At 66.0% G+C, this 24,291-nt stretch carries 21 protein-coding genes and 1 tRNA gene; 4 read left to right on the top strand and 18 right to left on the bottom strand.

Translation table 11 applies throughout. From position 1 onward, the window contains the following. Nucleotides 1-130: 130 nt before the first annotated feature. The 6 genes from HOP03_15775 to hrcA form a co-directional block, all read right to left on the bottom strand. Nucleotides 131-1,489: a S8 family peptidase gene (locus HOP03_15775; protein ID NOT89618.1), complete on the bottom strand. Its 1,359-nt coding sequence runs from the start codon at nt 1,487-1,489 to the stop codon at nt 131-133. 464 nt (nt 1,490-1,953) lie between these two features. Beyond that, complete coding sequence (locus tag HOP03_15770) at nt 1,954-3,372, bottom strand: S8 family peptidase (GenBank protein NOT89617.1); 1,419 nt, start codon at nt 3,370-3,372, stop codon at nt 1,954-1,956. A gap of 249 nt (nt 3,373-3,621) precedes the next feature. Further along, nucleotides 3,622-4,749: a molecular chaperone DnaJ gene (gene dnaJ, locus HOP03_15765; GenBank protein ID NOT89616.1), complete on the bottom strand. Its 1,128-nt coding sequence runs from the start codon at nt 4,747-4,749 to the stop codon at nt 3,622-3,624. A 144-nt stretch (nt 4,750-4,893) separates the two neighbouring features. Next, nucleotides 4,894-6,819, bottom strand: coding sequence for a molecular chaperone DnaK (gene dnaK / locus HOP03_15760; GenBank protein NOT89615.1), 1,926 nt, complete (start codon nt 6,817-6,819; stop codon nt 4,894-4,896). Between the two features lie 195 nt (nt 6,820-7,014). Continuing rightward, nucleotides 7,015-7,536 (bottom strand): nucleotide exchange factor GrpE, encoded by a 522-nt coding sequence (gene grpE, locus HOP03_15755; protein NOT89614.1) that lies wholly within the window; start codon nt 7,534-7,536, stop codon nt 7,015-7,017. 145 nt (nt 7,537-7,681) lie between these two features. After that, the gene (gene hrcA, locus HOP03_15750; GenBank protein ID NOT89613.1) at nt 7,682-8,746 is read right to left on the bottom strand and encodes a heat-inducible transcriptional repressor HrcA; all 1,065 of its coding nucleotides are present in this window, start codon (nt 8,744-8,746) and stop codon (nt 7,682-7,684) included. A gap of 113 nt (nt 8,747-8,859) precedes the next feature. On the opposite strand from hrcA, the gene recN reads away from it, so the two are divergent. After that, on the top strand, nt 8,860-10,542 hold the full coding sequence (gene recN, locus HOP03_15745; GenBank protein NOT89612.1) for a DNA repair protein RecN: 1,683 nt from the start codon (nt 8,860-8,862) through the stop codon (nt 10,540-10,542). Between the two features lie 48 nt (nt 10,543-10,590). On the opposite strand, the gene HOP03_15740 is transcribed toward recN, so the two are convergent. From HOP03_15740 to HOP03_15710, 7 genes are read right to left on the bottom strand one after another with little or no spacing between them, the layout of a single operon-like run. Beyond that, complete coding sequence (locus HOP03_15740) at nt 10,591-11,010, bottom strand: molybdenum cofactor biosynthesis protein MoaE (GenBank protein ID NOT89611.1); 420 nt, start codon at nt 11,008-11,010, stop codon at nt 10,591-10,593. A 1-nt stretch (nt 11,011) separates the two neighbouring features. Further along, nucleotides 11,012-11,251, bottom strand: a complete 240-nt coding sequence (locus HOP03_15735) for a MoaD/ThiS family protein (GenBank protein ID NOT89610.1) — start codon at nt 11,249-11,251, stop codon at nt 11,012-11,014. Then, on the bottom strand, nt 11,251-11,697 hold the full coding sequence (gene moaC, locus HOP03_15730; GenBank protein ID NOT89609.1) for a cyclic pyranopterin monophosphate synthase MoaC: 447 nt from the start codon (nt 11,695-11,697) through the stop codon (nt 11,251-11,253). Before moaC ends, HOP03_15735 begins: the two co-directional genes overlap by 1 nt. A 47-nt stretch (nt 11,698-11,744) precedes the next feature. After that, nucleotides 11,745-12,416: a phytanoyl-CoA dioxygenase gene (locus HOP03_15725; protein NOT89608.1), complete on the bottom strand. Its 672-nt coding sequence runs from the start codon at nt 12,414-12,416 to the stop codon at nt 11,745-11,747. 4 nt (nt 12,417-12,420) lie between these two features. After that, entirely contained in the window at nt 12,421-13,443 is a 1,023-nt protein-coding gene (moaA, locus tag HOP03_15720; protein ID NOT89607.1) for a GTP 3',8-cyclase MoaA, read from the bottom strand. A 9-nt stretch (nt 13,444-13,452) separates the two neighbouring features. Then, nucleotides 13,453-14,259, bottom strand: a complete 807-nt coding sequence (locus tag HOP03_15715) for an MBL fold metallo-hydrolase (protein NOT89606.1) — start codon at nt 14,257-14,259, stop codon at nt 13,453-13,455. Between the two features lie 11 nt (nt 14,260-14,270). Next, complete coding sequence (locus HOP03_15710) at nt 14,271-15,056, bottom strand: 3-deoxy-D-manno-octulosonic acid kinase (protein ID NOT89605.1); 786 nt, start codon at nt 15,054-15,056, stop codon at nt 14,271-14,273. 33 nt (nt 15,057-15,089) lie between these two features. Between HOP03_15710 and HOP03_15705 the strand changes: the two genes are divergently transcribed. After that, entirely contained in the window at nt 15,090-16,133 is a 1,044-nt protein-coding gene (locus HOP03_15705; protein NOT89604.1) for a glycosyltransferase family 9 protein, read from the top strand. A gap of 128 nt (nt 16,134-16,261) precedes the next feature. Here the strand turns inward: HOP03_15705 and HOP03_15700 are convergent, their stop codons facing one another. Both HOP03_15700 and HOP03_15695 read right to left on the bottom strand, forming a co-directional pair. Continuing rightward, nucleotides 16,262-16,459, bottom strand: coding sequence for a hypothetical protein (locus HOP03_15700; GenBank protein ID NOT89603.1), 198 nt, complete (start codon nt 16,457-16,459; stop codon nt 16,262-16,264). An 895-nt stretch (nt 16,460-17,354) separates the two neighbouring features. After that, nucleotides 17,355-17,762: a hypothetical protein gene (locus HOP03_15695; protein ID NOT89602.1), complete on the bottom strand. Its 408-nt coding sequence runs from the start codon at nt 17,760-17,762 to the stop codon at nt 17,355-17,357. 124 nt (nt 17,763-17,886) lie between these two features. Between HOP03_15695 and HOP03_15690 the strand changes: the two genes are divergently transcribed. Both HOP03_15690 and HOP03_15685 read left to right on the top strand, forming a co-directional pair. Next, nucleotides 17,887-17,977, top strand: a tRNA-Ser gene (locus HOP03_15690). Nucleotides 17,978-18,359: 382 nt separating this feature from the next. Beyond that, nucleotides 18,360-19,064 (top strand): serine/threonine-protein phosphatase, encoded by a 705-nt coding sequence (locus HOP03_15685; protein ID NOT89601.1) that lies wholly within the window; start codon nt 18,360-18,362, stop codon nt 19,062-19,064. Between the two features lie 21 nt (nt 19,065-19,085). Here HOP03_15685 and HOP03_15680 read toward each other — a convergent pair whose 3' ends face one another. The 3 genes from HOP03_15680 to HOP03_15670 form a co-directional block, all read right to left on the bottom strand. Beyond that, nucleotides 19,086-19,676, bottom strand: a complete 591-nt coding sequence (locus HOP03_15680) for a hypothetical protein (protein ID NOT89600.1) — start codon at nt 19,674-19,676, stop codon at nt 19,086-19,088. Between the two features lie 82 nt (nt 19,677-19,758). Continuing rightward, on the bottom strand, nt 19,759-20,247 hold the full coding sequence (locus tag HOP03_15675; GenBank protein ID NOT89599.1) for an 8-oxo-dGTP diphosphatase: 489 nt from the start codon (nt 20,245-20,247) through the stop codon (nt 19,759-19,761). 340 nt (nt 20,248-20,587) lie between these two features. Further along, nucleotides 20,588-23,968 (bottom strand): response regulator, encoded by a 3,381-nt coding sequence (locus HOP03_15670; GenBank protein ID NOT89598.1) that lies wholly within the window; start codon nt 23,966-23,968, stop codon nt 20,588-20,590. Between the last annotated feature and the right edge of the window lie 323 nt (nt 23,969-24,291).

Here is a 24,291-nt window from a genome sequence, read left to right as displayed (position 1 = left end):
CCTCGGCGATACGGGCGATGGACAGGCTGGGCAGCATACCGGAGCGCCTGCTGCGGCCGATTGACGCCACGCAAAACAAAAGACCCCGGCCGAAGCCGGGGTCCATGGTGCGACGGGATGGAATCCGCGATTACGGTGTGGCGTTGAGCGTGGTCTGCGCATTGATGATGCCGGTACCGAGCGGGCCCGGCACCGGCACCGCGCCGAACGGCTTGATGTTGGCCTTGATGATGGTCTCGGCCTGCGCCGGCGTACGGTCGACGCTGGGCTTGGAGTGCATCAGCGCAACCAGACCGGCCACGTGCGGAGACGACATCGAGGTGCCGCTGTAGTAGACGTAGTTGTCGGCGCCCGGAACAGTGGTGCCGGCATTCAGGGTGGAAGCGATGCTCACGCCCGGAGCCGACACATCGACGCGCGCGCCGTAGTTCGAGAACGATGCCTTTCTCGCCGCCGAATCGGTCGCGCCGACCACGATCAGACCGTTCGTGACGAGGCCACCGGGACCAGGACAGCTCGCAGGCGTGAAACCGCTCACGTTGGCGTTGCTGTTGCCGGCCGCCACCACCACGGTGGTACCACGGCCGATCGCGCCGTTGATCGCGACATTCATCGCCGACGCCGCCGTACACGCGCCGCCGCCGCCCAAGCTCATATTGATGACCTGCGCCTTGTTGGCACCGACCGCTGGTACACCAGCGACCGCACCGCCGGACGACCAGGTGATCGCGTCGGCGATATCGGCGAGCGTACCGCCGCAACGGCCCAGCACGCGTACCGCCAACACTTTCGCGTTGAAGGCCATGCCGGCCACGCCAGCAGCATTACCTGTCACCGCTGCGACCGTACCGGCAACGTGGGTGCCATGCCAGCTGGAGTTGCTGGCCGGGGAACCGGCGTAGCACTGGCCTGCCGTGGACCAGTCACCCGGATCCAGCGCACTGCTATCGCGACCGTTGCCGTCGTTGGAGTAGAAGGTACTGCTGATGAAGTCGTAGCCATTGATGATGTTGGCGTTGAGGTCGACGTGCGGGCGGTAGCCAGTATCCAGCACAGCGACGATCTTGCCAGCGCCGCGGAAGCCTGTATCCCAAGCGAGGTTGGCGTTGCTGCCGCCGACACCGTTCTGGAAGCCGTACTGCAGGTTGTAGAAGGTGTCGTTCGGAGTCAACGTCGCATACAGCCGGATGTTCGGCTCGACGAATTCCACGTCCGGATTGGTCGCGATCTGGCGCATCAGGGTTTCGGCTTCGGTGCGATCCAGCGGGCGATCGGCCTGGACCAGTTCGGCGCCGATACCGAGCGTGCGCTGATGCTTGAGGGTGAGCGCCTGGGCGCGGCCGAACGCGGTCGACGCGGCCTGATCCAGCGAACGCTGCTGCGTGGCCAGGTCGAGCTTGCTTGCACTGCCGTCGCGATAGCGGACGATGAAGCCATCGACGGGTTCGTTGTTGCTCAGACCACTGATGCTGACGCGGTCGGCAGCCATCGCCGCACCGGAGAGGAAGACAGCGGACACAGCGAGTGCGAGCGCCCGACGATGCAGGCGCGAGTTCTTGGATGACATTGCGAAATCTCCATATTTCAATCGGAATGCCGCGGATGCGGCAGAAATGTCCTATTTCCTGGGCGACCTGCCCCCAACGTCACGCTGGAGCCCGGGTCGGACACGATACAGGCACGTTCCGTGCCTGCTGCATACCTTGCGACTCGCAGATGACCGCGTCAATACAGCCGCATCCGAAATCGCATTCGATTGCGTGACGACGATCAGCAGATCAAAAAACATTAACAAAACCGATCGGCTATCCAAATATGCAAACAGAAAAAAACCGTTAAAAAAACAGCTCTCGCGCGAACATGATCGATGCAACGGCGATCGGCCGGCCGAATGAATCGGCCAGCCGACGCTTTAACGGAACAGCAACACATGCAGCGTCGATCACTCCGACATCAAGGCGTCGCGTTCAATGCTTTCCATGCATTCAGGCGCCCCCAACCGATGTAGTACTGCACCGGCCCCATGAACAGGTCGGAATTGGTTTTCAGGATCGATTCGCAGGCCGCCGGCGTACAGTCGGCGCTCGGCTTGGACATCATCATCGCGACCACGCCGGCGACATGCGGCGCCGACATCGATGTGCCGCTGAGATAGGCATAGGTCGCCGCGCCGGGCGACGATGCGCCGGTATTGTAGGTCGATGCGATGCTGTAGCCGGGCGCCGAGAGATCCACGCCATTGCCATGGTTCGAGAAGGGCTCTTTCTGTCCGTAAAAGCTGCCGGTATGACTGTGCGTCGCGACCACGATGACATTCGCGCAACTGGCCGGGGTGAAACCGGAAACGTTGGCGTTGCTGTTGCCCGCCGCGACCACGACGGCCGTGCCGCGGCCGACCGCGCCATTGATCGCATTCTGCATGACCGCGCTGCAGACACCGGCACCACCGAGACTCATGTTGATGACATTGGCGCGGTTCCCACCCACGGCCGGAGCGCCCGCCACGGCGCCGCCCGAAGCCCAGGTCACCGCGTCCGCGATATCCGCGAGCGTGCCGCCGCAGCGCCCCAATGCCCGTACCGGCAGGATGCGCGCGTTGAACGCCATGCCGGCGACGCCCGTCGCATTGTGGGTGACCGCTGCGGCGATACCCGCGACGTGCGTCCCATGCCAGCTGGAGCCCAGCGTCGGCGAGCCGGCATAGCATTGATTCGCGGCGACCCAATCGCCGGGATCGGCCGGATTGTTGTCGCGTCCGCCGCCGTCGTTGGCCATGAACACATTGCTGACGAAATCGAAACCGCCCGCGATGACGTTGGCGTTGAGATCCGGATGATTGGTGATTCCGGTATCGATGACCGCGATGATCTTGCCCTGGCCGCGATAACCGGTATCCCACGCCTGCGTGGCGTAGGTGTTCTCACCCACGCTGCTGAGATTGGTCTGCAGGTTGAAGTAGGTGTCGTTCGGCGTGAAATCCGCGCGCAGCCGGATGTTGGGTTCGACGTACTCCACGTCGGGATCGAGCGCGATCTGCCGCATCAGCCGTTCGGCGTCGGCGCGACCGAGCCTGCGATCCACGGCGATGAGTTCGGCACCGATGCCGAGCGTGCGTTCGCGACGCAGCGTCGGCGCGGCGCTGCGACCGAAGACGGATGCCACCGCGCCGCTGAGCGAACGCTGCACCAGCGCCGAATCCGATCGGAGCAGGCTGCCGCTGCGGTAACCGACGATGAAACCGTCGGCGGGATCGTATTCGCTGAGAGGCGACAGATGAACGCGCCCGGCGGCGAATGCGGGGGCCGCCAAAGCGGCTGCCGACAACGCGGAAGCGAGCGCAAGCCGGCGGGCAGGACGTGAATCGAACGACATGGGGATTCTCCTTGATCCTGGGGGGCGAACCCGAACCACGGCCGGCGATACCGGCAACGTCGGATCGGTGCCCACATCTCCTGGACGCGCGCTGACAAGCGCGCGCGACGGCGCACGATGCACCGTCGCCGCCAAGCGTCTTACCGGCCATGGACGATGTCAAACCGCGCCGCAACATCGGGCGCGGAACGTGGGAACGCTACCGACGGGCCTATCGGCGGCGCGAACGCCGCCCGGACCACGAGGCCGTCACGAAGTCATCCGCTCCCAGAAACTCTTCACGCCATCGATGAAGGTGCTGGAACGCGGCGAATGACGATGCGCGCTCTCGCCGACGAACGTCGCCTCGAACTGTTGCAGCAAGTCGCGCTGCTGCGAGGTCAGGTTCACCGGCGTCTCGACCACGACGCGGCAATACAGATCGCCCGTGCTGCGGCTGCGCACCGACTTCACGCCTTTCTCGCGCAGGCGGAAGACCTTGCCGGTCTGGGTTTCGAGCGGGATGCGGATTTCCGCTTCGCCACCGAGCGTCGGCACGCGCACGGTATCGCCGAGTGCTGCTTGAGAGAATCGGATCGGTACTTCGCAATGGAGATCGTCGCCATCGCGCTGGAAGATCGCGTGTTCGCGCACCCGGATTTCCACATACAGATCGCCGGCAGCGGCGCCGGCCGGGCCCGCTTCACCCTCGCCGGCCAGACGGATGCGATCGCCATTGTCGACGCCTGCGGGAATCTTCACCGACAGGACTTTCTCCTCTTCGACACGCCCGGCGCCGTGGCAGGCTTTGCAGGGATTGCTGAGCTTCTGGCCGCGCCCGCCGCAGGTGGGGCACGGCTGCTGCATCGCGAAGATACCGCGCTGGAAACGGACCTGTCCGCGTCCCTGGCAGGTGCTGCAGGTTTCGATCTTGCCATCTTCGGAACCGCTGCCTTTGCACGGGCCGCAGCCGACCATCGTCGGCACTTCGATGCGTTTGTCGACACCCGCGACCGCATCTTCGAGATCGAGTTCGATCACATAACCGATGTCGGCGCCGCGCCTCGGGCCGCGCGCGCCGCCGGCTCCGCCGAAGATATTGCCGAAGATGTCGCCGAAGATATCGTTGATGTCGGCATGTCCCTGGCCGCCACCTCCGCCGCCCGTACCATGCTCGAAAGCGGCGTGTCCATGCGCATCGTAGGCACGGCGTTTGCTGGCGTCGGACAGCATTTCGTAGGCTTCCTTCGCCTCCTTGAACGCAGCCTCGGCGCCGGCATCGTCCGGGTTGCGGTCCGGATGCAGCTTCATCGCCAGCCGGCGATAGGCTTTCTTCAGCTCGTCCTCGCTGGCGTTGCGGGCGACGCCCAGGACTTCGTAGTAATCGCGTTTGCTCACAGGTCTGCTGCTGCCGGCAAGTCAAAAGTCGAAAGCAAAAAAGTCAAAAAGAACGCGACCGCTCTTTTTGACCTTTGACCTTCGACGATCGAGGGATCGATAACGAGGTGCCGCCGCATTTGCGTACGGCGGCACCGGTTTGCATCACTTCTTGTCTTCGTCGCGCACTTCGGTGAATTCGGCGTCGACCACGTCATCGCTCTTGGTCGAAGACGCGCCGGGGCCGGCATCGCCGCCCGGCGCCTGGCCGGCGTTGGTGGCGGCCATCAGCGACTGCACGACTTCCTCCAGCGCCTTCGACTTCGCCTCGATCTGGACCTTGTCGTCGCCCTTCATCGCGGTTTCGACTTCGGCGATCGCGCCTTCCGCGCGACCGATCAGTTCGCCCGGCAGTTTGTCGCCGTTGTCCTTGATCGCGGAACGGGTGGCGTGGATGAGGGCGTCGGCCTGGTTGCGGGCCTGGACCAGCTCGTGGAACCGCTTGTCGTCCTCGCGGTGCGACTCGGCGTCCTGCACCATCCGCTGGATCTCGTCGTCCGACAGGCCCGAACCGGCCTTGATCTCGACCTTCTGTTCCTTGCCGGTTTTCTTGTCCTTCGCCGACACGTGCAGGATGCCGTTGGCATCGATGTCGAAAGTGACTTCGATCTGCGGCACGCCGCGCGGCGCGGCTTCGATGCCGGCCAGATCGAAACGGGCCAGCGACTTGTTGTACACCGCCTGCGCGCGCTCGCCCTGCAGCACGTGCACGGTCACCGCGCTCTGGTTGTCGGCGGCGGTCGAATAGGTCTGCGTCGCCTTGGTCGGAATGGTGGTGTTCTTCTCGATGACCTTGTTGAACTCGCCGCCCATCACTTCGATGCCCAGCGACAGCGGAGTCACGTCGAGCAGCAGCACGTCCTTCACGTCGCCGGCCAGCACGCCGCCCTGGATCGCGGCACCGATCGCGACCGCCTCATCCGGGTTGACGTCCTTGCGCGGTTCCTTGCCGAAGAATTCGGTGACCGCGGCCTGCACTTTCGGCATGCGGGTCTGGCCGCCGACCAGGATCACTTCGCTGATGTCGCTGGCGCGCAGGCCGGCGTCGTTCAGCGCGGTGCGGCAGGGATCGATGGTGCGCTTCACGAGTTCCTCGACCAGCGCTTCGAGCTTGGCGCGGGTGAGCTTGATGTTGAGATGCTTCGGACCGGAGGCGTCCGCAGTGATGTACGGCAGGTTCACTTCGGTCTGCTGCGACGACGACAGTTCGATCTTGGCGCGTTCGGCCGAATCCTTCAGACGCTGCAGGGCGAGCGGATCCTTGCGCAGATCGATGCCCTGGTCCTTGTTGAATTCCTCGACCAGATAATCGATGACGCGCTTGTCGAAGTCTTCGCCGCCCAGGAAGGTGTCGCCGTTGGTGGCCAGCACTTCGAACTGTTTCTCGCCGTCGACGTTGGCGATCTCGATGATCGACACGTCGAAAGTACCGCCGCCGAGGTCGTACACGGCGATCTTGCGGTCCTTGCCGCCGTCGCCCTTGTCGAGGCCATAGGCCAGCGCGGCTGCGGTCGGCTCGTTGATGATGCGCTTGACGTCGAGACCGGCGATCTTGCCGGCGTCCTTGGTGGCCTGGCGCTGGCTGTCGTTGAAGTAAGCCGGCACGGTGATGACCGCTTCGGTGACCGTCTCGCCCAGATAGGCTTCGGCGGTCTTCTTCATCTTTTCGAGGATGCGCGCGGAGACTTCCTGCGCCGACAGTTTCTTGCCGTCGCTGGTCGCGACCCACGCGTCGCCGTTGTTGTGTTCGACGATGGCATAGGACACCAGATCGAGGTCTTTCTTCACTTCGGCGTCGGTGAACTTGCGGCCGATCAGGCGCTTCACCGCGTAGAAGGTGTTCTTGGGATTGGTGACCGCCTGGCGCTTGGCGCTGGCGCCGACCAGGACTTCGCCATCCTTGGTGTAGGCCACGATCGACGGCGTGGTGCGGTCGCCTTCGCTGTTTTCGATGACCTTGGCCTTGCCGCCTTCCATGATCGCGACGCACGAATTGGTCGTGCCCAGATCGATGCCGATGATCTTGCCCATGATGTTGTCCTCTGGAACGTTGGAGATTGGTGGTGGCTCACGGCCGCCGATGGTCTGTTTGTGGGGGCCGGCGCGGAGGTTTCAAGCGCTACCCTGCGGCCGGCAAAGCTTTTGTAGGAGCGGCTTCAGCCGCGATCAGGCTTCGCCGCAGCGGCAATCGCGACTGAAGTCGCTCCTACGGGAGAACGGGCCGCCTCAATCCTGCTTCGCCACCACCACCAGCGCCGGCCGCAGCAGGCGTTCGTTGAGCAGGTAACCCTTCTGGAACGTCTGTGCGACCGCGCCCGGGGCCACGCCCGGGGCATCGATCATGCTCATCGCCTGGTGGCGTTCCGGGTCGAAGGTCTCGCCGGCCGCCGGCGACACTTCCAGCAAGCCGTTGGCCTCGGCGATGCGGTGCAACTGGCGCAGCGTCAGCTCCATGCCCGCACGCAGGGGGTCGCCCTCGGCGGCGGCGGCCAGACCGGCCTCCATGCTGTCGAACAGGGGCAACAGATCGCCCAGGAGGCGTTCATTGGCGAATTTGCGGGCCATTTCGACTTCACGCGCGAGCCGCTTGCGCTGGTTGTCGAGATCGGCACGCTCGCGCAGGGCGTCCGCGCGAAGCTGTTCCAGCTCGCCTTTCAGCTGTTCGATGATCGCCTGCGGGGTGTCTTCAGCGACGACTCCGTCAGCGGTGGAGATCTGGTCTTCCTGCGGGGTCTGTTCCTGATTCATGCGTACTCGGTCCGGAGGCGGGCAAAGGGAGAGAACCCCGCCGACCGCCGATGGATGGGGACCATCCGGAATGGAATCAAGGGTAGAGCGGCCTTCAAGGCCGCCGTGTCCGCGGGATGGGGTAGACAGCGGCCTGAAGGCCGCTCTACCTGACCTCTTCGGACCCCAGCGCCTGCGTCAACACCGAAGCCGCCGCCTGCACCACCGGGATCACCCGCTCGTAGGCCATCCGGGTCGGTCCGATCACGCCGAGCACGCCCAGCGTCCGCCCGCCGACGCCGTAGGGCGCGGTGACCAGCGACACGCCGTCCAGCGGCGCCATGCCGGTTTCCTCGCCGATGAAGATCCGCACGCCCGGTGCGCGCAGCGTCCGTTCCAGCACCTGCAGGATCTCGCGCTTGCTGGCGAAGGCCTCGAACAGTTCGCGCAGGCGGTCCAGATCGGACAGACCCTGCATGCCGATGAGCCGGGTCTGCCCGGCCACCAGCATGTCCTCGGCGTCGGTCGCCAGGGCCTGATCGGCCAGTTCCAGCGCCTGCGCCATCAGCGCCTCCATTTCCTGCTTGGCGTTGCGCAGTTCGGCCAGCAGCAGCGCCCGCGCCTCCGCCAGCGGCCGGCCGGCGTAGTGGGCGTTGAGATGGTTCGCGATGCGTTCCAGTTCGCCGGCATCGTAGCTGCGGCGGGTGTGGAGAATGCGGTTCTGCACATCGTTGTCGGCGAAAACCAGGATCGCCAGCACCCGCTGGCCGTCCATCGGCACGAAATCGACATGCTTGAACGCGAACTGCTCGCGCTTGGGCACGCTCACAACGCCGACGAAATGGGTCATCGCCGACACCAGCTCCGACGCGCTGCCGAGCAGACTGTTGGTGCCGGCACCGGGCGCCAATTCGGAACGCAGCCGCGCCACTTCGCCCTCGGCCAGCGGCTGGATCTGCAGCAGGCTGTCGACGAACACCCGGTAGCCCTGCGAGGTCGGCACCCGCCCCGATGAGGTATGCGGCGCCGAAAGCAGGCCCACGTCTTCCAGCTCGGACAGGATGTTGCGGATCGTGGCCGAACTGACATCGAGGCCAGCGTGCCGGGCCAGCGTCTGCGAACCGACCGGCTCGCCATCGCGGATGTAGCGCGCGATCAATGTCCGCAACAGCAGGCGCGCGCGCGGGTCGAGGGCGCGCGAATCGAAGCCGGTGTCGATGGGACGGTGCATACCTGCCGATCATACCGATCGAGGGGCGCGCGGACGCGGAAGCGGGCCCGAATCGAAGCCGGCGCACGATGCCGTCTCGGACATTGAGACAGGTTCAGGCACAATTCCGACCCATGCTCACCCATCTCTCCATCCGCGATTTCGCCGTCGTCGCCGCCACCGAGCTCGAATTCGGCCCCGGCATGACGGTGATTTCCGGCGAAACCGGCGCCGGCAAGTCCCTGCTGGTCGATGCGCTGGGCTTCCTCTCCGGCCTGCGCGCCGACAGCGGCATGGTCCGCCACGGCGCCGAACGCGCCGAACTGAACGCCGAATTCGACCTGGCCGACCGCCCCGAAGCGCTGGCGTGGCTGCGCGAACAGGAAATGTCGGATGAAGGCCGCGACGACGAGGGCGGCTGCCAGCTGCGGCGCACGCTGCGCTCGGACGGTGGTTCACGCGCCTGGATCAACGGCCGGCCGGTGACGGTGACGCAGCTGGCGCAACTCGCCGGCCTGCTGGTCGAAATCCATGGCCAGCACGAGCACCAGGCGTTGCTGTCGAAAGCCAGTCAGCTCGATCTGCTCGACGCCTTCGGTCGTTACCCCGCACCGCTCGCAGCGGTGCGCGATGCCGCGGATGCATGGTCCGCACTGCTGCGCGAACGCGATGCGCTGTCGCGCGCGGGCGATGTCACCGATCGCATCGACCTGCTGGACCACCAGTGGCGCGAACTCGAGCGCGAAACCCTGGAGCCGGTCTCGATCCTCGATCTGTTCGCGAACCATCGCCGCCACGCCAACGCCGCGACCCTGATCGAAACCTGCGAGCACGCACTGACCCGGCTCGAAGGCGACGACGCGCCCTCGCTGCTGCAGACCCTGCAACAGCTGCGCGGCGACATCGCCCGCGCCCGCAACGACGAACCGCGACTGGGCGAAGTCGATGGCATGCTCGACGCCGCCGCGATCCAGATCGACGAAGCCACCCGGCAGCTGCAGCGCATCCGCGACGATCTGGAAGTCGATCCCGACCAGTTCGAAACGCTGGAAGACCGCCTCACCCGCCTGCACGATCTCGGCCGCAAACACCGTGCCGCGCCCGAAGCGCTGATCGAAGTCCGCGACCGTTTGGCGGCCGAACTCGAAACCCTGCGCAATGCCAGCACCCGCCTCATCGGCCTCGATGACGAAATCGTCGGCGCCACGCATCGCTGGCGCGAGGCTGCGGCAGCGCTCAGCGCCGCGCGCCGCGCGTCGGCGGCAACGCTGTCGAAAGCGACCACCGAACTGATCGCCGATCTCGGCATGGGCGGCGGCCGTTTCGAGATCGCGCTGGAGCCCAACGACGTCGAACGCCCCGATCCGCTCGGTGCGGAGCGCGTGGAATTCCTCGTTTCGGCGAATGCCGGACAGCCGCCGCGCTCGCTGCGCAAGGTCGCCTCGGGCGGTGAGTTGTCGCGGGTGTCGCTGGCGATCGAAGTGGCCGCGCTGGGCCTCGACGCGGTGCCGACGATGGTCTTCGACGAAGTGGATTCCGGCATCGGCGGCGCGGTCGCCGAGATCGTCGGCCAGAAATTGCGTGCGCTGGGCGAAACCCGGCAGGTGTTGTGCGTGACCCATCAGCCGCAGGTCGCCGCGCAGGGCCACGCCCACTACCGCGTCAGCAAGGCCGAAGCCGCCGGCATGACCCAGAGCGCCGTGCAGCGGCTGGGGCCGAAAGAACGCCAGGAAGAACTCGCGCGGATGCTCGGCGGCGTGGAAGTCAGCAAGGAAGCGCGCGCGGCGGCGAAGCGGCTGCTCGACAGCGTGACCTGAGCCGTCTCGACCAGAGCGACTTCGAGCAGAGCCATTCAGACAACGGGCTCAATCGGGATGCAGCCACGCGGCATCGCCTTCCGCGTAGCGCTCGTGCTTCCAGATCGGCACCCGCGTCTTCACTTCGTCGATGATCCAGCGGCAGGCCGCGAACGCGGCATCGCGATGCGCCGCACTGACGCCGACCCAGACCGCGAGATCGCCGACGTCGAGATCGCCGACGCGGTGCACGCAGGTGGCATCGGCGATATCGAAGCGCGCCAACGCCTCTTCGACGATCTTCGCACCCTCGACTTCGGCCAGCGCGGCGTAGGCTTCGTAGCGCAGCCCGAGCGCGGCGCGGCCCTCGTTGTGATTGCGCACCCAACCCTCGAAGCTCGCGTAGGCGCCCGCCTCCGCACGCAGCAGATGCGCACGCAGCGGGGCGATATCGAAGGGCGCGTCGGCGATGGCGAAGCGCGGAACCATCTCAACCGCCACTGACAGGCGGAATGAAGGCGATCTCGGCGCCTTCGCCCGGCACGTCTTCCCAACGCGCGAATGTGCCGTTCATCGCGACCCGCAGGCGTCCGACCGGCAGCGCGAAACCATGCTTCGCCTGCAGCATGAGATAGAGCGAACGCAGATCGCCGTCATGATCGACGTGCTCGCCGTCGCGGCCCGCTGCGTCGCGCAGGCTGGCGAAATACAGCACGGTGGCCACTGCCATCAAGTCTTCTCCATGATCGCGCCGAAGTCGCGCTTGCCGCCGCGTTTGCCGCGCAGCTTCGCCGGACCGATCACGATGGCGTGCGTCAGTGCCTTGCACATGTCGTAGACGGTGAGCGCGGCGACAGTGGCGCCGGTCAGCGCTTCCATTTCGACGCCGGTACGGTGGGTGGCGTTGACGGTGCACACGATCTCCAGCTCCCGCTCGCCACGCCAATCGATGGCGAAACGGATGCCGTCGATCGGCAGCGGATGGCAGAACGGGATCAGCTCGTGCGTGCGCTTCACCGCCAGCGTGCCGGCGACGATCGCGGTTTCGACCACCCCGCCCTTCGCGCTTTTCAGTCCGCTCTTGCGCAGCTGCGTAGCGACGGCAACCGGGAATCTCACCCGGCATTCGGCCGTGGCGGCGCGGGCGGCGACCGCTTTCGCCGAGACATCGACCATCGCCGGGCGGCCCTGCGCATCGAGATGGGTCAGCCCTGGATTCTTTTTCAAACCGCGATCCTCCACTGCAGCCCGCAGCCGGGATCCGGCGGCGCGAACAGGAAATGCAAGACGCGACGACCCTTCGGCCGTTCGGCTTTCGATGATGCGTGCAGCACCAGTGGACGCATCAACAGCACGTCACCGACATCGGCGACGCACACGACTTCGTCGCGTCGCTTGTCCATCGCCGCGATCCGTTGCGGGCTCAAACGGCCGAGACGGTGCGTCCCCGGGACCACGCGCAGCGCACCGTCGTCATCGCCGCACGGATCGAGATGCAGTCTCGCCGCCAACAACCCATCCAGCAGTTCGACGGGGGGTTGCACGTACAGACCGTCCTCCTTGACCGACCAGCCCGACAATGCAGGATGTTCCACGCGTCCGGCGACCGGAATCGACAGGTCCTGATGGTACGGAACCTTCCAGTTGCAGTCCGGCGTCTTGCGGAACAGCGTGCACTGCACGGCGACCGCGTCGTTCGACAGCAGCCCGAGCGACTGCAGGCCGTTGCGCAACGGCGCGACGAGATCGGAGCACCAGGCTTCCGCCAGCAGATTGCGCGAACCGGCATCGCCGGCATCGAGCGCGGGATCCATCGGCAGCGCGCCGAGCCACGCGCGCGGCAAACCCGAGGGTACGCGCTGCCATCCTGCTTCGGCCAGCATCGCACGCGACATGCGCTCAACCTCCGACCAGATACATTTCGACGCGCTTGCGCGGGTCGCGCAAACCGCTGCGCAATTCGCTGTAACGGTCGCCGCGTGCCTGCCACAGACCGGTCAGGCGTTCGACGACATCGGCGTCGCTGCCGCCGAGCCATGGCTTCAAATCGGTGCCCTCGCCCGCGAACAGGCAGGTGTACAGGCGGCCCTCCGCCGAAACGCGAGCGCGATGACAGTCGCCGCAGAACGGCGCACTGATCGAGCTGACGAAACCGACCTCGCTGCGACCGTCGTCGAAGGCATGGCGCGCGGCGACTTCGCCGCGATACTGCGGACCCAGCGCATGCAGCGGCCAGCGTGCGTGGATCCGGTCGCGCAGTTCGGCCGAAGGCACGACGCGCTCGATCTTCCAGTCGTTGCAGGTGCCGACATCCATGTATTCGATGAAGCGCAGGGTGTGGCCGTGTTCGCGGGCGAACTCGACCAGCGGCAGGACCTGGTCCTCGTTCACGCCGCGCTGCACCACGCAGTTGAGCTTGATCTTCGCGAAGCCGGCGGCCTTTGCCGCGTCGATGCCATGCAGGACCTCGGCGAGATCGCCGCGCCCGCCCGACAGCGTCGAAAACTGCGCGGAATCGAGCGTATCGAGACTCACGGTGACCCGATGCAGGCCAGCGTCGCGCAGTGCGCGCGCCTGCGCGGCGAGCAGGCTGCCGTTGGTGGTCAAGGCGATGTCGTCGAGGCCTTCGATGGCCGCGATCCGCGCGATCAGCTCGGGCAGCCGCTTGCGCAACAGCGGTTCGCCGCCGGTGATGCGCAGCTTGCGCACGCCCACGCGCACGAAACCACGTACCAGGCGTTCGATCTCGTCGAACGACAGCCGCGATGCGGCATCGAGGCCATGATCGTCGGGCACGCGCTCCGCCGGCATGCAGTACGGACAGCGGAAATTGCAGGCTTCGATCACCGACAAGCGCAGGTCGTGCAGCGGGCGCCCGAGGGCATCGCGCGGCAGATCGAGGGGTTGCGGAACGGCGTTCATGGCTTCCAGTTACGTGGCGGATGCCGGAACAGAGGCGGCATCCACGGTTTCGGTTGCGCCGAAGGGCTCCGCCTGCGGCGCGGTCGGCGCGGCGAGTGCGATGCATTCGCCGGGATGGGCGACACGCCGTCCGCGCGCACGCAGGGCTTCGCCGTCGGCGGCACTGGCGTAGTGGTAGAGGATGCAGCGATCGAGCAGCGCAGGCGGATACTCGCGCTCGAGATCGTCGATACCGGAATGCGAAGGATTGCCGTGCAGCGCGCAGTCGTGGGCGATCAACTCGTCGGCATCGGCGTATCGCGCCAGCGCTTCGGGGATCGGCCGGGTGTCGCTGGTCCAGACGACGCTGCCGCGCAGGCGCAGGCCATAGCTGGTCTGCGGCCAATGGTGGCGGGTTTCGAACACTTCCAGACGCACGCCCTCATGCCAGAAGGCGTCGCCGACCGGGATGACCTGGAACGCATCCCAGAAATTCGCGCCGCCCTCGGCGAGGACGTTCGGATAATCGCCGACGCGCTGGTGCAGCAGCGGTACCACGCGGGCCGGCACATAGACGCGAGTGCGCCCGCGCCGCGCCGGGTCGAAGAACGCATCGATGAACAACCGCTCGAAGCCGCCGATGTGATCGAGATGGGCATGGGTCACGAACAGGGCGCGCGGCGCTTCGCCGTAGTGCACAAGGTATTCGCTCAGCCCTTCCGCACCGCAGTCGATGGTCAGCCACGGCCGCGCATCGCGCTCGATGGTCGCCATCGCCGAACCCAATTCGACCGCCGCCGCGTTGCCGACGCCATGAAACCGCAAAGCCCAACTCATCGTGCTGTCGCCTAGGTCCCGCGCTGCCAGAGCGCATCGTACGCGTTGCGCAGCGCGGCGTAATCCTTCTCCACCTCGACCTCGCTGCGTGCGCCGCGCAGCTTCAGCAGCGAGCGCTGCAGGCGGGCGAGATTGGCCTCGCGCCACGGCGTGGCGGGGATCCGCAGCTGACTGCGATCCAGATCGATGACCCAGCCGCGTCCGCTGTCCTCGAACAGCACGTTGTGAGCGTTGAGATCGGCGTGATCGAGCCCCGCGCGGTGGATGCGGGCGATCATCTGCCCCGCCTCCTTCCACGGCGCAGCGCTGCCGGCAGCGGTGGCGCGATCGGCGAGCGATGTCACGCCCTGCAAACGTTCGAGCAGGATGCCGGCACGATAGGACATCCCGTCGCGCCAGTAGATCGCGGCGATGGGACGCGGCACCGGCAACTTCCGGCGCAGCAGCTCGCGGAGCAGGCGGAATTCATCGAAGCTGCGGATCCGACCGACCCCGCGCCAGATGAAACGGTTGTGACTGAACCGGGCAGCGACACCGCCGCGTAGATAGTGCCGCAGCACCGCCGGGCCGAAACCGCCTCCCGACGGCGCGCCGTCGACGAACCAGGCGCCGCCGCGGCCACCGCTTCCGACGGGTTCGGCGCGGTCGCCCCACCAGGCCGGATCGAACCAGACAGGATCGGCCGCCCGCCCGCCCGCTTGCCGCAGGCAGGTCGCGTCGAACAGAATCGCCCCTCCCCCCGCTCCGCGCACATCGCGGAACGGCGTCAGGCTTTCGGTGGCATCGAAGGCGGCCATTGACCGAGTCTATCAACTGCAAGTGAAGAAAATATTTTGAACGTCCCCCAGTCGATCTGCCTGCTGCGCCTGTCCGCACTGGGCGACGTGACCCATGTCCTGCCGCTCATCCGCACCCTGCGCCAGGCCTGGCCCGGAGTCGCACTGACCTGGGTGATCGGCAAGGGCGAGCAGAAACTGCTGGAGGGTCTGCCGGGAGTCGAATTCCTGGTCTACGACAAGAAGACCGGTCTGGCCGGGATGCGCATGCTGCGCCGCGAACTGCAGGGCCGGCGCTTCGACGCACTGCTGCAGATGCAGGTGGCGGCGCGGGCGAATCTGCTGTCGGCGTTCCTGCCGGCGACACGCAGGATCGGCTACGACCGATCGCGCTCGAAGGACCTGCATGGCCTCTTCATCAACGAACGTATCCCCGACCGGCCCGGCATCCATGTACTCGATGCGATCGGCAGCTTCTGCGAACCGCTGGGCCTGAAACAGACCGAGGTGATCTGGGACCTGCCGGTCCCCGACGCGGCGCGCGAGTGGGCACGTGCGCAATGGCCGGACAACGGCGTGCCGACCCTGGCGATCTCGCCCTGCTCCAGCCACGCCCTGCGCAACTGGCCACCGGAGCGATACGCCGCAGTCGCCGACCACGCAGCTGGGCGGGGCTGGCGGGTCGTGCTGCTCGGCGGGCGCAGCCAGCTTGAACGCGACACCAGCGACGCGATCCTCGCAGCGATGCAGGCGCCAGCGCTCGATCTGGTCGGCAAGGACACGCTCAAACAGCTGCCGGCGCTACTGGGACGCGCCGACCTGCTGATGACGCCGGATTCCGGGCCGATGCATATCGCCAATGCGATGGGCACCAGGGTGCTGGGCCTGCACGCGGCCAGCAATCCGCGCCGCAGCGGGCCGTATTCGGATCTCCGTTTCTGCGTCGATCGCTACGACGATGCAGCGCGGAAATACCTCGGCAAGCCCGCCAGCGAACTCAAATGGGGTGCCAAGATCGAGCACGATGGAGTGATGGATCTGGTGACGGTGGAGGATGGCATCGCGGCGTTCGAACGATATGTCGACGCCTGCCGATAACCCAGTGCGGAGACAAGCCTCCTCGTACGATTTCCGGACATCGTCGGCGAAGTCGGAATTGCACTCGCCATGCACGAACGCCCTCCGGCTTTGACCGGAGGGCGTCCACAGTCGGATCGCAGAGCCGATTACTTCACTTTGGCCAGCGCGCGCCAAGTGTTGGAACCACCGCCCATCACCGTATCCGGCGAGCCGATCCAGAAATTCAAATTCCAGAAATCCTCGTCATCCTGATAGACGTTCCCATGCTGAAGCGCGCTTCCAAAAAAAGCGCATGGGCGCAGCGAACCCGAGAGGAAATCCTCTCCGACAGAAATCCTCTTCAACAGGCGCAGAACCCGGCGCGCGGCTGATGCCCTTCCCGATTCGCGCGTTTGCAGCGCTCGATACCGACCCTGCAGGCGCGATGGGCAACAAAAAACCCCCGCGATGATGCATCGCGAGGGTTCGTCCGTATGCCTTCGATTTCGAGATGTCCGAATCCCGATCCGTCTCGTCCCTGATACGACCCATGTTGATACGGCCATGCTCGGGTCAGCCGGGGCGAGCCCCCTCCTTGGGGCCCGCGCAACGACCTTGGTTCTGCCCATCGTTTCCGTACGATGTCGGGTCCCTCCAGGCAATCGCGTGCATCCTGCACCGAACACACACGACACCCATCCGTGGATATCGCGCGCCCCCTGAGGGGCGAATGCACGCGGCACATCCATGTGCCTGCGAAGTGCCCGGCAGGCCGGGAGCTCCGGGATCGAAGTAGCCGCTTGCGCTTCGACTGCGATCCTTCACGTGCAGGTGAAACGTAAGCGCAAGCGATGAGGAAGGGAAGATGGGGGACACCGGGAATTCGGCCAATTCTGGTAGCCATGAGTCAAAAACACCGGATTTCCATGAAAGCTTTGCGGAACCCGCTACCGATAGTGAACAGTGCTATGTGAATATAGCTGGCAGGGATACCATTAGTAGCATTTCCGCTTGATGCCCCGGAATGTGGAAGGCATCCCAGTTTCAGCGCCTTCACGCCATCCTCTCCGCCGGACATGCGAAGCCGCCCTTCCGCATTCCGGAGGTCCACGAAGTCCAGTCCGAGAATCGCCGTGGCGATCGCATGGCAGCGGCCATCGTCGGCGCACACGGCGTCCGGCGACGGTGCGGATTCAACCGCCCGGGCGATACGAAATGCGTGGATACCCTCTGCCGAGGGCCGGATCGGTCACATGACGCTCAGGGCGTCGCGCCAGCGCGGTAATCCTGATACGACTTCTCTTCTACATATGCCGAACCCAGCGCGAGGTTGATGTCCTTCTTGATCCGCGCGCGCTCGTCGTTCTCGAAATAGACGCTGCGTGCGAGGCGGATGAATTCCTCGTCGAAAGCCTGCGCCTTTTCCTTGATGCGGATGTCGTCTTCGATCACCCAAAGCCGCTCGTTCACCGCCTTCAGCTGCGCGCGCAGGCGGGCGATGTCGTGACCCGCCGCCGGATGCGCCATCCAGCTGTTCTCCAATGCCGACAGTTCGTTACGGACATTGGCGAGCTTGGCCGGGTCGCTCATCCGCTCGGATTTGATCTGGAGGATTGCAATCTTGTCGAGCAGTTCGCCGAACGAGACGGGAGCGAGGATTTCGGACATGGCGGCGTATCTGGAATGGCGGGAAGTGAGGCGGGAAGTGTACGCGCCTTGTCCCCGGGCGCCTCGCCCCTTATGATGACGCCCCCGCAGCGGTGGACCGCAATCCATCGTCGCGAGCCCCTTCGGAGAGGTGGCAGAGCGGTTGAATGTACCTGACTCGAAATCAGGCGTGCGTTTATAGCGCACCGGGGGTTCGAATCCCCCCCTCTCCGCCAGATACGCAAAGCGCCCCCTCGCGGGGCGCTTTGCGTATCTGGCGGAGAGGGGGCTTCGATGAGGACCCCAGGTTCGACCGATCGGCAGGATTGCCGATCGGCACGGCGAAGCCGCCCGCAGGGGTGAGGCGGATCATCGCGCGGCATGTCCGCGCGCCGCCGAACGCCAGCGCGCGAGCGCTGGCCGGAAAGGCACATGGATGTGCCGAGTGAATCCCCCTGATGTTTGCGGGGCGCTTTGCGTATCTGCGGGAATGGAAGCGACACAGGCCGGGATGCCAGCGTTCGGATCGGCGATCGATTTTTCGTCCGCGTCCGGTTTCATCCTTCGATTACGTATATCCCCGAGGATATGGCTGACTCCCTCCCCCATGGCCGTTGCATGATCGAATTCGGGCACCTGACCCACGCCGGACTGCGCCGCGAGCTCAACGAGGACACCTATTACGGTGACAGCGACCTCGGGCTGTGGCTGGTCGCCGACGGCATGGGCGGCCATGAGTACGGCGAAGTCGCCAGCGCGCTCGCCCGCGAGACCATCGTCCGCGAGATCCGCCAGGGCGCATCCCTCGCCCAGGCGATCCGCACCGCCGATGAGGAAATCATCCGTGTCTCTCGCCAGCGCAGCGACGCCCTGCCGATGGGCACGACCGTGGTCGCCCTGCGCGTCCTCGGCAACCGCTTCGAAGTGGCCTGGGTCGGCGACAGCCGCGCCTATCTGTGGCGCGACGGCCAGTTGGCCCAGCTCTCGCACGACCACAGCTATGTCCAGGAACTGATCTCGCAGGGCGCGATCACCGTCGATCAGGCGCGCAGCCATCCGCATCGCAACGTCGTCACCCAGGCATTGGGCGTGACCGACCCGCAGAACCTCAATGTCGAGACCCTGTCCGGGGAGCTGCGCCCGGGCATGCAACTGCTGCTGTGCAGCGACGGTCTGACCGAGGAAGTCGACGACGGCAACCTGTCGCAGGTGCTCTCGCATATCGAATGCAGCGCACAGGAATGCGTCGATGGTCTCGTTGCAGCTGCACTCGACGGCGGCGGCTCGGACAACATCACCGTGGTGCTGGTCCGCCGCAATTGAGGTTGCGGCGGCTGTCCATGTTCAGCCTTTGCATCTCGGCAGGGACTGCTTCAACTCATCGCCCTTGACCTCGCAGGTCCAGTCGACCATTCCCGATGCCGCATTCACGGCAGGACGCAGCACGATCGCACTGCCCTCGGGGAAGCGTTCGTCCATCTTCACCGTGACCACGCCCTGCGTCCCGAGCCTGATCTCGCGCACGGCGCCGCCGCGCATCTCGGTCGGGGCCGGCAGTCCTGCCTCATCGGCATCGCGCGGCCAGCGACCATTGCTCTGGTAATACTCGGTGAGCGACACCCGGAACATCGTCGCCCGGCTGGCGGCATCCGCGATCAGCGCACGGCGGTCCATCACCTTGGCCTGGGCATCCATCGCTTCGCGGGCGCCGTCGACGCTGCGCTGCACCGAAGCTTCGACCTCGGCGGCGACCTGCTGCGCTTCGGCGCGGGCGCGCCCCAGATCAACCTGCGGATTCGCGGGTCCTGCCTGCGCTTTGGCAGCGGCCTCGGCCGCCGCAGCCTCGCGCGGCTGGACAATGAAACGGTCGTAGCCCAACAGCGCCAGGAAACCGCCGACGAGCACGGCGATCAGGGTGATGACGAATTGTTTCATGCAGTACCCCTGTCAAATCGAGTGTCAAATCGGCGGCCCACTTTAGCCCGGACATGAGCGGGAGTGGACATCGCGTCATCGCTCACACCCGCGAATACGCCCACGACACCATCCTGCCATCGCGATACGGCATCACCCCATGGAAGCCTCGGGAGTCGTCGTCGAACACCAGCGGCAGGAAGCGGCGGTCGCCATCCCACAGCGGCAAATCCAGAATGCGCTCCACCGGCACCCACTCCAGCACGCCTTCGGCATTGGTCGCGTGCGGCGTACCGCTGTAAGCCGTGATCAGGAACACGAACCCGAGCCAGTCCTCGCCCTGTTTGCCGAAACCCGGCCAGCTGATCGTGCCGCGCAAGACGAGTTCATCGCAGTGGATGCCGGCCTCCTCGTGGATCTCGCGACGCATGCCCGCGACCACGTCCTCGTCGGCTTCGAGCTTGCCGCCGAGGCCGTTGTACTTGCCGAGATGCTGGTCGTCGGGCCGCGCATTGCGGTGGATCAACAGCACCTGCCTGCGATCCGGCGACAGCACGTAGCCGAGTGTGGCGACAATCGGTGTGTAGGGCATGCGAAGCTTCCTGTACGAACGAACGGATTATAGGGGGCGCCTTGGCCTGGGGCGTCCCCACTTCTTCCCCATGGACATCGAACGGATCGATTGATCGGCAGTCACCTGATCTGCAGACACCGCTCTTTTTACCCGTCGTTCCCGCGAACGCGGGAACCCAGTGTCTTTATGCTGCGCAGAAGCTTGAAGTCGCTGGATCCCCACATTCGTGGGGATAACGACGTTTCTTGAACTGCACGAAGTGTGGGGATGCATCAGGCCCTGGCGCATCGGCTTTTCGCGATGATCTCGAAACCGGTGCGCGACACGCACACCCTGTGAAACGACATCGCGCAGCCGATCACGCCGCGCGCGCGGTCAACATCCTTCGAAGCATCGATTTCAGCGCCAGCGCTTTGACCGGCTTCGGCAACAGACCGAGGCCATGCTCCAGCGCGACGCGACGCACATCGCCACTGTCGTCGGCGCTGAGGATCAAGGTCGGACGCGTGCCGAAACGCTGTGCGAGCCGGGCCTGCACCGCAACGCCGGTATCGCCATCGTCGAGGTGATAGTCGAACAGCCAGAGCGCATGATCCGCGCCCGCAGCGAGCAGCGCTTCGGCATCCGCGCCATCGGCGACGGCGTCTACGCTGCAATGCCAGCTTTCGAGAATCGTGCGCAGTGCCGCCAGCGCGTGTCGATCGTTGTCGACGATCAACACGCGCAACCCTTCGAGACCCGCCGCGGCAGGCGTCGCTTCCTGCTGTGGCGCGGCGATCGAAGCCAGCATCAGCGAAAACACCGTTCCACGCGCACGGCGACTGCGCAGCCGCAGCGGCGCATCGAGCAGACGCGCGATGCGATCGGCGATGGCCAGGCCCAGACCGAGCCCCTGCCCTGCGGCGCCGTCTCCACGCCGGAATTCCTCGAAGATCACCCGTTGCTGCGATTCGGGAATGCCGGGGCCGGTGTCGTGTACTTCGATCCGCAGTCGGCCGCCGTCATGGCGAACGCCCAGCAGCACGCCGCCGCGTTCGGTGTAACGCACGGCATTGGCGAGAAAGTTCTGCAACACCCGCCGCAACAACTGCGGATCGGTGTGCACCCAGGCGCGGGTGGCGCGATAGCGGAAGCGCAGGCCGCGCTCCGCGGCGAGCGCGCGGAATTCCGACGCCAGCGGTTCCAGCACGTCGGCCAGCGGAAATACGCGCGGCTGCGGCACCAGACCACCGGCTTCCAGCCGCGACATGTCCAGCAGCCCCGACAGCAGGTCGCCGGTGGAATCCAGCGCACCGCGGATCTGCTGTGCGGTCGCGCGCTGCGCTTCGGCGGGCAGTTGTTCCACCAGCGCGTCGGTGAACAACTGCGCCGCATGCAGCGGCTGCAGCAGATCGTGGCCGATCGCGGCGAGGAAGCGGCTTTTGGCATCGTTGGCGCGCTCGGCGTCGGCACGCGCCTGATCGAGTCGCGCGGTGCGGTCGGCCACGCGCTGCTCCAGCGTTTCGTTGCTGCGGATCAGTTCGGCCTCGGCATGGCGGAACGCGGTGACATCGGTGAACGTCGCGACGAAACCGCCGTCGGGCATCGGATTGCCGCGGATTTCGATCACGCCGTCTTCGACCGCACCGCCATCGGGAAACACGCGCTCGCTGATGTACGGTGTGCCGGCATGCATGTGGCGCACGCGTTTCTCGACTTCCTCTTCGATCGAACTCGCGTTCCAGCCATTGCGCAGGTTGTAGCGCACCAGATCGGCGACCGGCACGCCCACGCGCAGCAGCGATTCCGGATAACCGAACAGTTCTGCGTAGCGGTGGTTCCATGCCACCAGGCGCAGATCGCGATCGACGACACTGATGCCCTGGCTCATGTTCTCCAACGCGGCTTCGAGCAGGCGCTGGTTGAAGCGCAGATCCTGCGAGGCTTCGCCGACGATCGCGGCGACCGTATCGAAATCGCGGCCCGCCTCGCGACGCGCGGCGTCCAGCAGCAGGCGTGCGGACGCCGACCCCAACACCGCCGCGAGCTCGCGCTCCAGCCGCGTCTCCTGCAGCACCGGCACCGCACCGGCGGCGGGTGCGCCCAGCAGCGCGGCATCGACGGTCTCGCGCGGAAGAAATCGGCGTCCGGCATCGCGCAAGGTATCGAGTGCGAGTCCGCGCGCGCCCGCACGGCGCGGGCCCGCCTGCCACCACGCGGTCGCGCGCGTCGATGCGAACAATGTGACGATCACGCCGGCGAACAGGCTCATCGTCACCGCACGTCCGAGCCGGCTCCAGCCGGTGAGCCCGAAGAACGCGTCCGGCGCGAGTATCGACCAGCCACCCGGCCCCTCGCGCAACCACTGCGTCTCAAGGCCGCGCGCTTCGACCAGCGCCGGCACCAGCAGCAGCCATACCCAGAGCGCGACCGCTGCGGCGATACCGAGCAGCACCGCGCGCGGCGGCGTCTGCGGTCGCCACAGCGCGAAGCCCAGCGCAGGCGCCAGCGCGGCCAACGCCGAGAACGACAGCGCACCGACATCGGCCAGCGCATCGTTGCCGGCGATCAGACGGCTGTAACCCCAGGCCAGCAGCACGATGACCAGAATGCCGATCCGGCGCTGCACCAGCACCGCGCCGCGCAGGTCGGGTTGCTCCGATGGCGTGGCCCGATCGCCGCGTCGCGGTGCCCACACCCCGCGCAGCCACAGCGGCGTGAGCCAATGATTGCCGATCATCAGACTCAGCGTGACCGTACTGACGATCACCATGCCGGTGCCCGCGCTCAAGCCGCCGAGAAACGCGAGCAGCGCCAGCCCCTCGCGGCCCTGCGACAGCGGCAGCGCCAGCACGTACAGGTCGGACGGCACGTTCTGCGCACCGAGCAGGGCATCGCCCGCGCGCGCCAGCGGCAGGATGGGAATCGCGATCAGCAGCAGATACAGCGGAAACAGCCAGCGCGCGCGCAGCACGTGGCGCTCGTCGCGACATTCGACCGCACCGACGTGGAACTGGTGCGGCAGGGTGAACATCGCCAGCATGCCCAGCAACACCAGCGGCGCGAAGCCGGAAAGATCGCCTGCCTGCGGGCGCAGCAATTCGGTCGCGGACGGTGCCGCCGGCAATCCGAACGCGAATACCCCGATCGCCAGCATCGCGCCCAGCTTGAGCAGGGCCTCGAACGCCATCGCCAGGATCAGTCCGCGATTGTGCTCGGCGGCGCTCGCGCTGCGGGTGCCGAACAGCATCGCGAACGCGGCCATCACCAGCGCCACGTAGAGCGCGCTGTCCTGCCACGCCGGCACCTGCGCCGCATCGTCGTGGACCAGCAGCGCGAAGCTCATCGCCACGGCTTTCAGCTGCAGCGCGATGTACGGCACGATGCCCAGCACCGCGACGAAGGTGACGGCAGCGGCGAGCCAACCATCCTGCCCGAGCCGGCTGGCGACGAAATCCGCGATCGAGGTGCTGTTGCTTTCGCGCACCAGCCGCACCAGCCGCATCAACAGGCCGATCCCGAAGACGTAAAGGAGGATGGTGCCGACGAAGGTCGGCGGCAGCGGCCAGCCGTAGCGCGCGGCCTGGGTGACGGTGCCGAAGAACGTCCACGAGGTGCAATACACCGCGAGCGAGAGCGCGTAGATGTCCGGCCAGCGCCGGGCCAGGGCCTGCGGTCGGCGTTCACCGTAGACCGCGACCGCGAACATGATCCCGAGCCAACCGAGGCTGGCGAGGATCACGACACCGATGCTCAGCATGACGCTGCGCTCGTGGGTCTACGCTGGATGGCGGTCTTCGGCATATCCCCGATGCGGACTGGTCTCTCTCGAATCGGGAGGATATCGCAGATGGACATACACCACGGGAGTGCGGACGCCTTGGCTTTCTGTAGGAGCGGCTTCAGCCGCGAAGCCCATAGGCTTGCATAGACAATGATGCCCGCTATCTAGCACAAGGCATCTCATCCGGATGACGAATTGCGCTGCAGCGGAAACAATGCGGGCTTCGCGGCTGAAGCCGCTCCTACAAAAAACGGCGGACTTACGTCCGCCGCTGTTTCAGATCTCTGCCCGACTTGTGC

The sequence above is a fragment of the Lysobacter sp. genome, assembly GCA_013141175.1.
Classification (GTDB): Bacteria; Pseudomonadota; Gammaproteobacteria; order Xanthomonadales; family Xanthomonadaceae; genus Lysobacter_I.
This window is presented reverse-complemented; position numbering and strand designations above follow the sequence as displayed.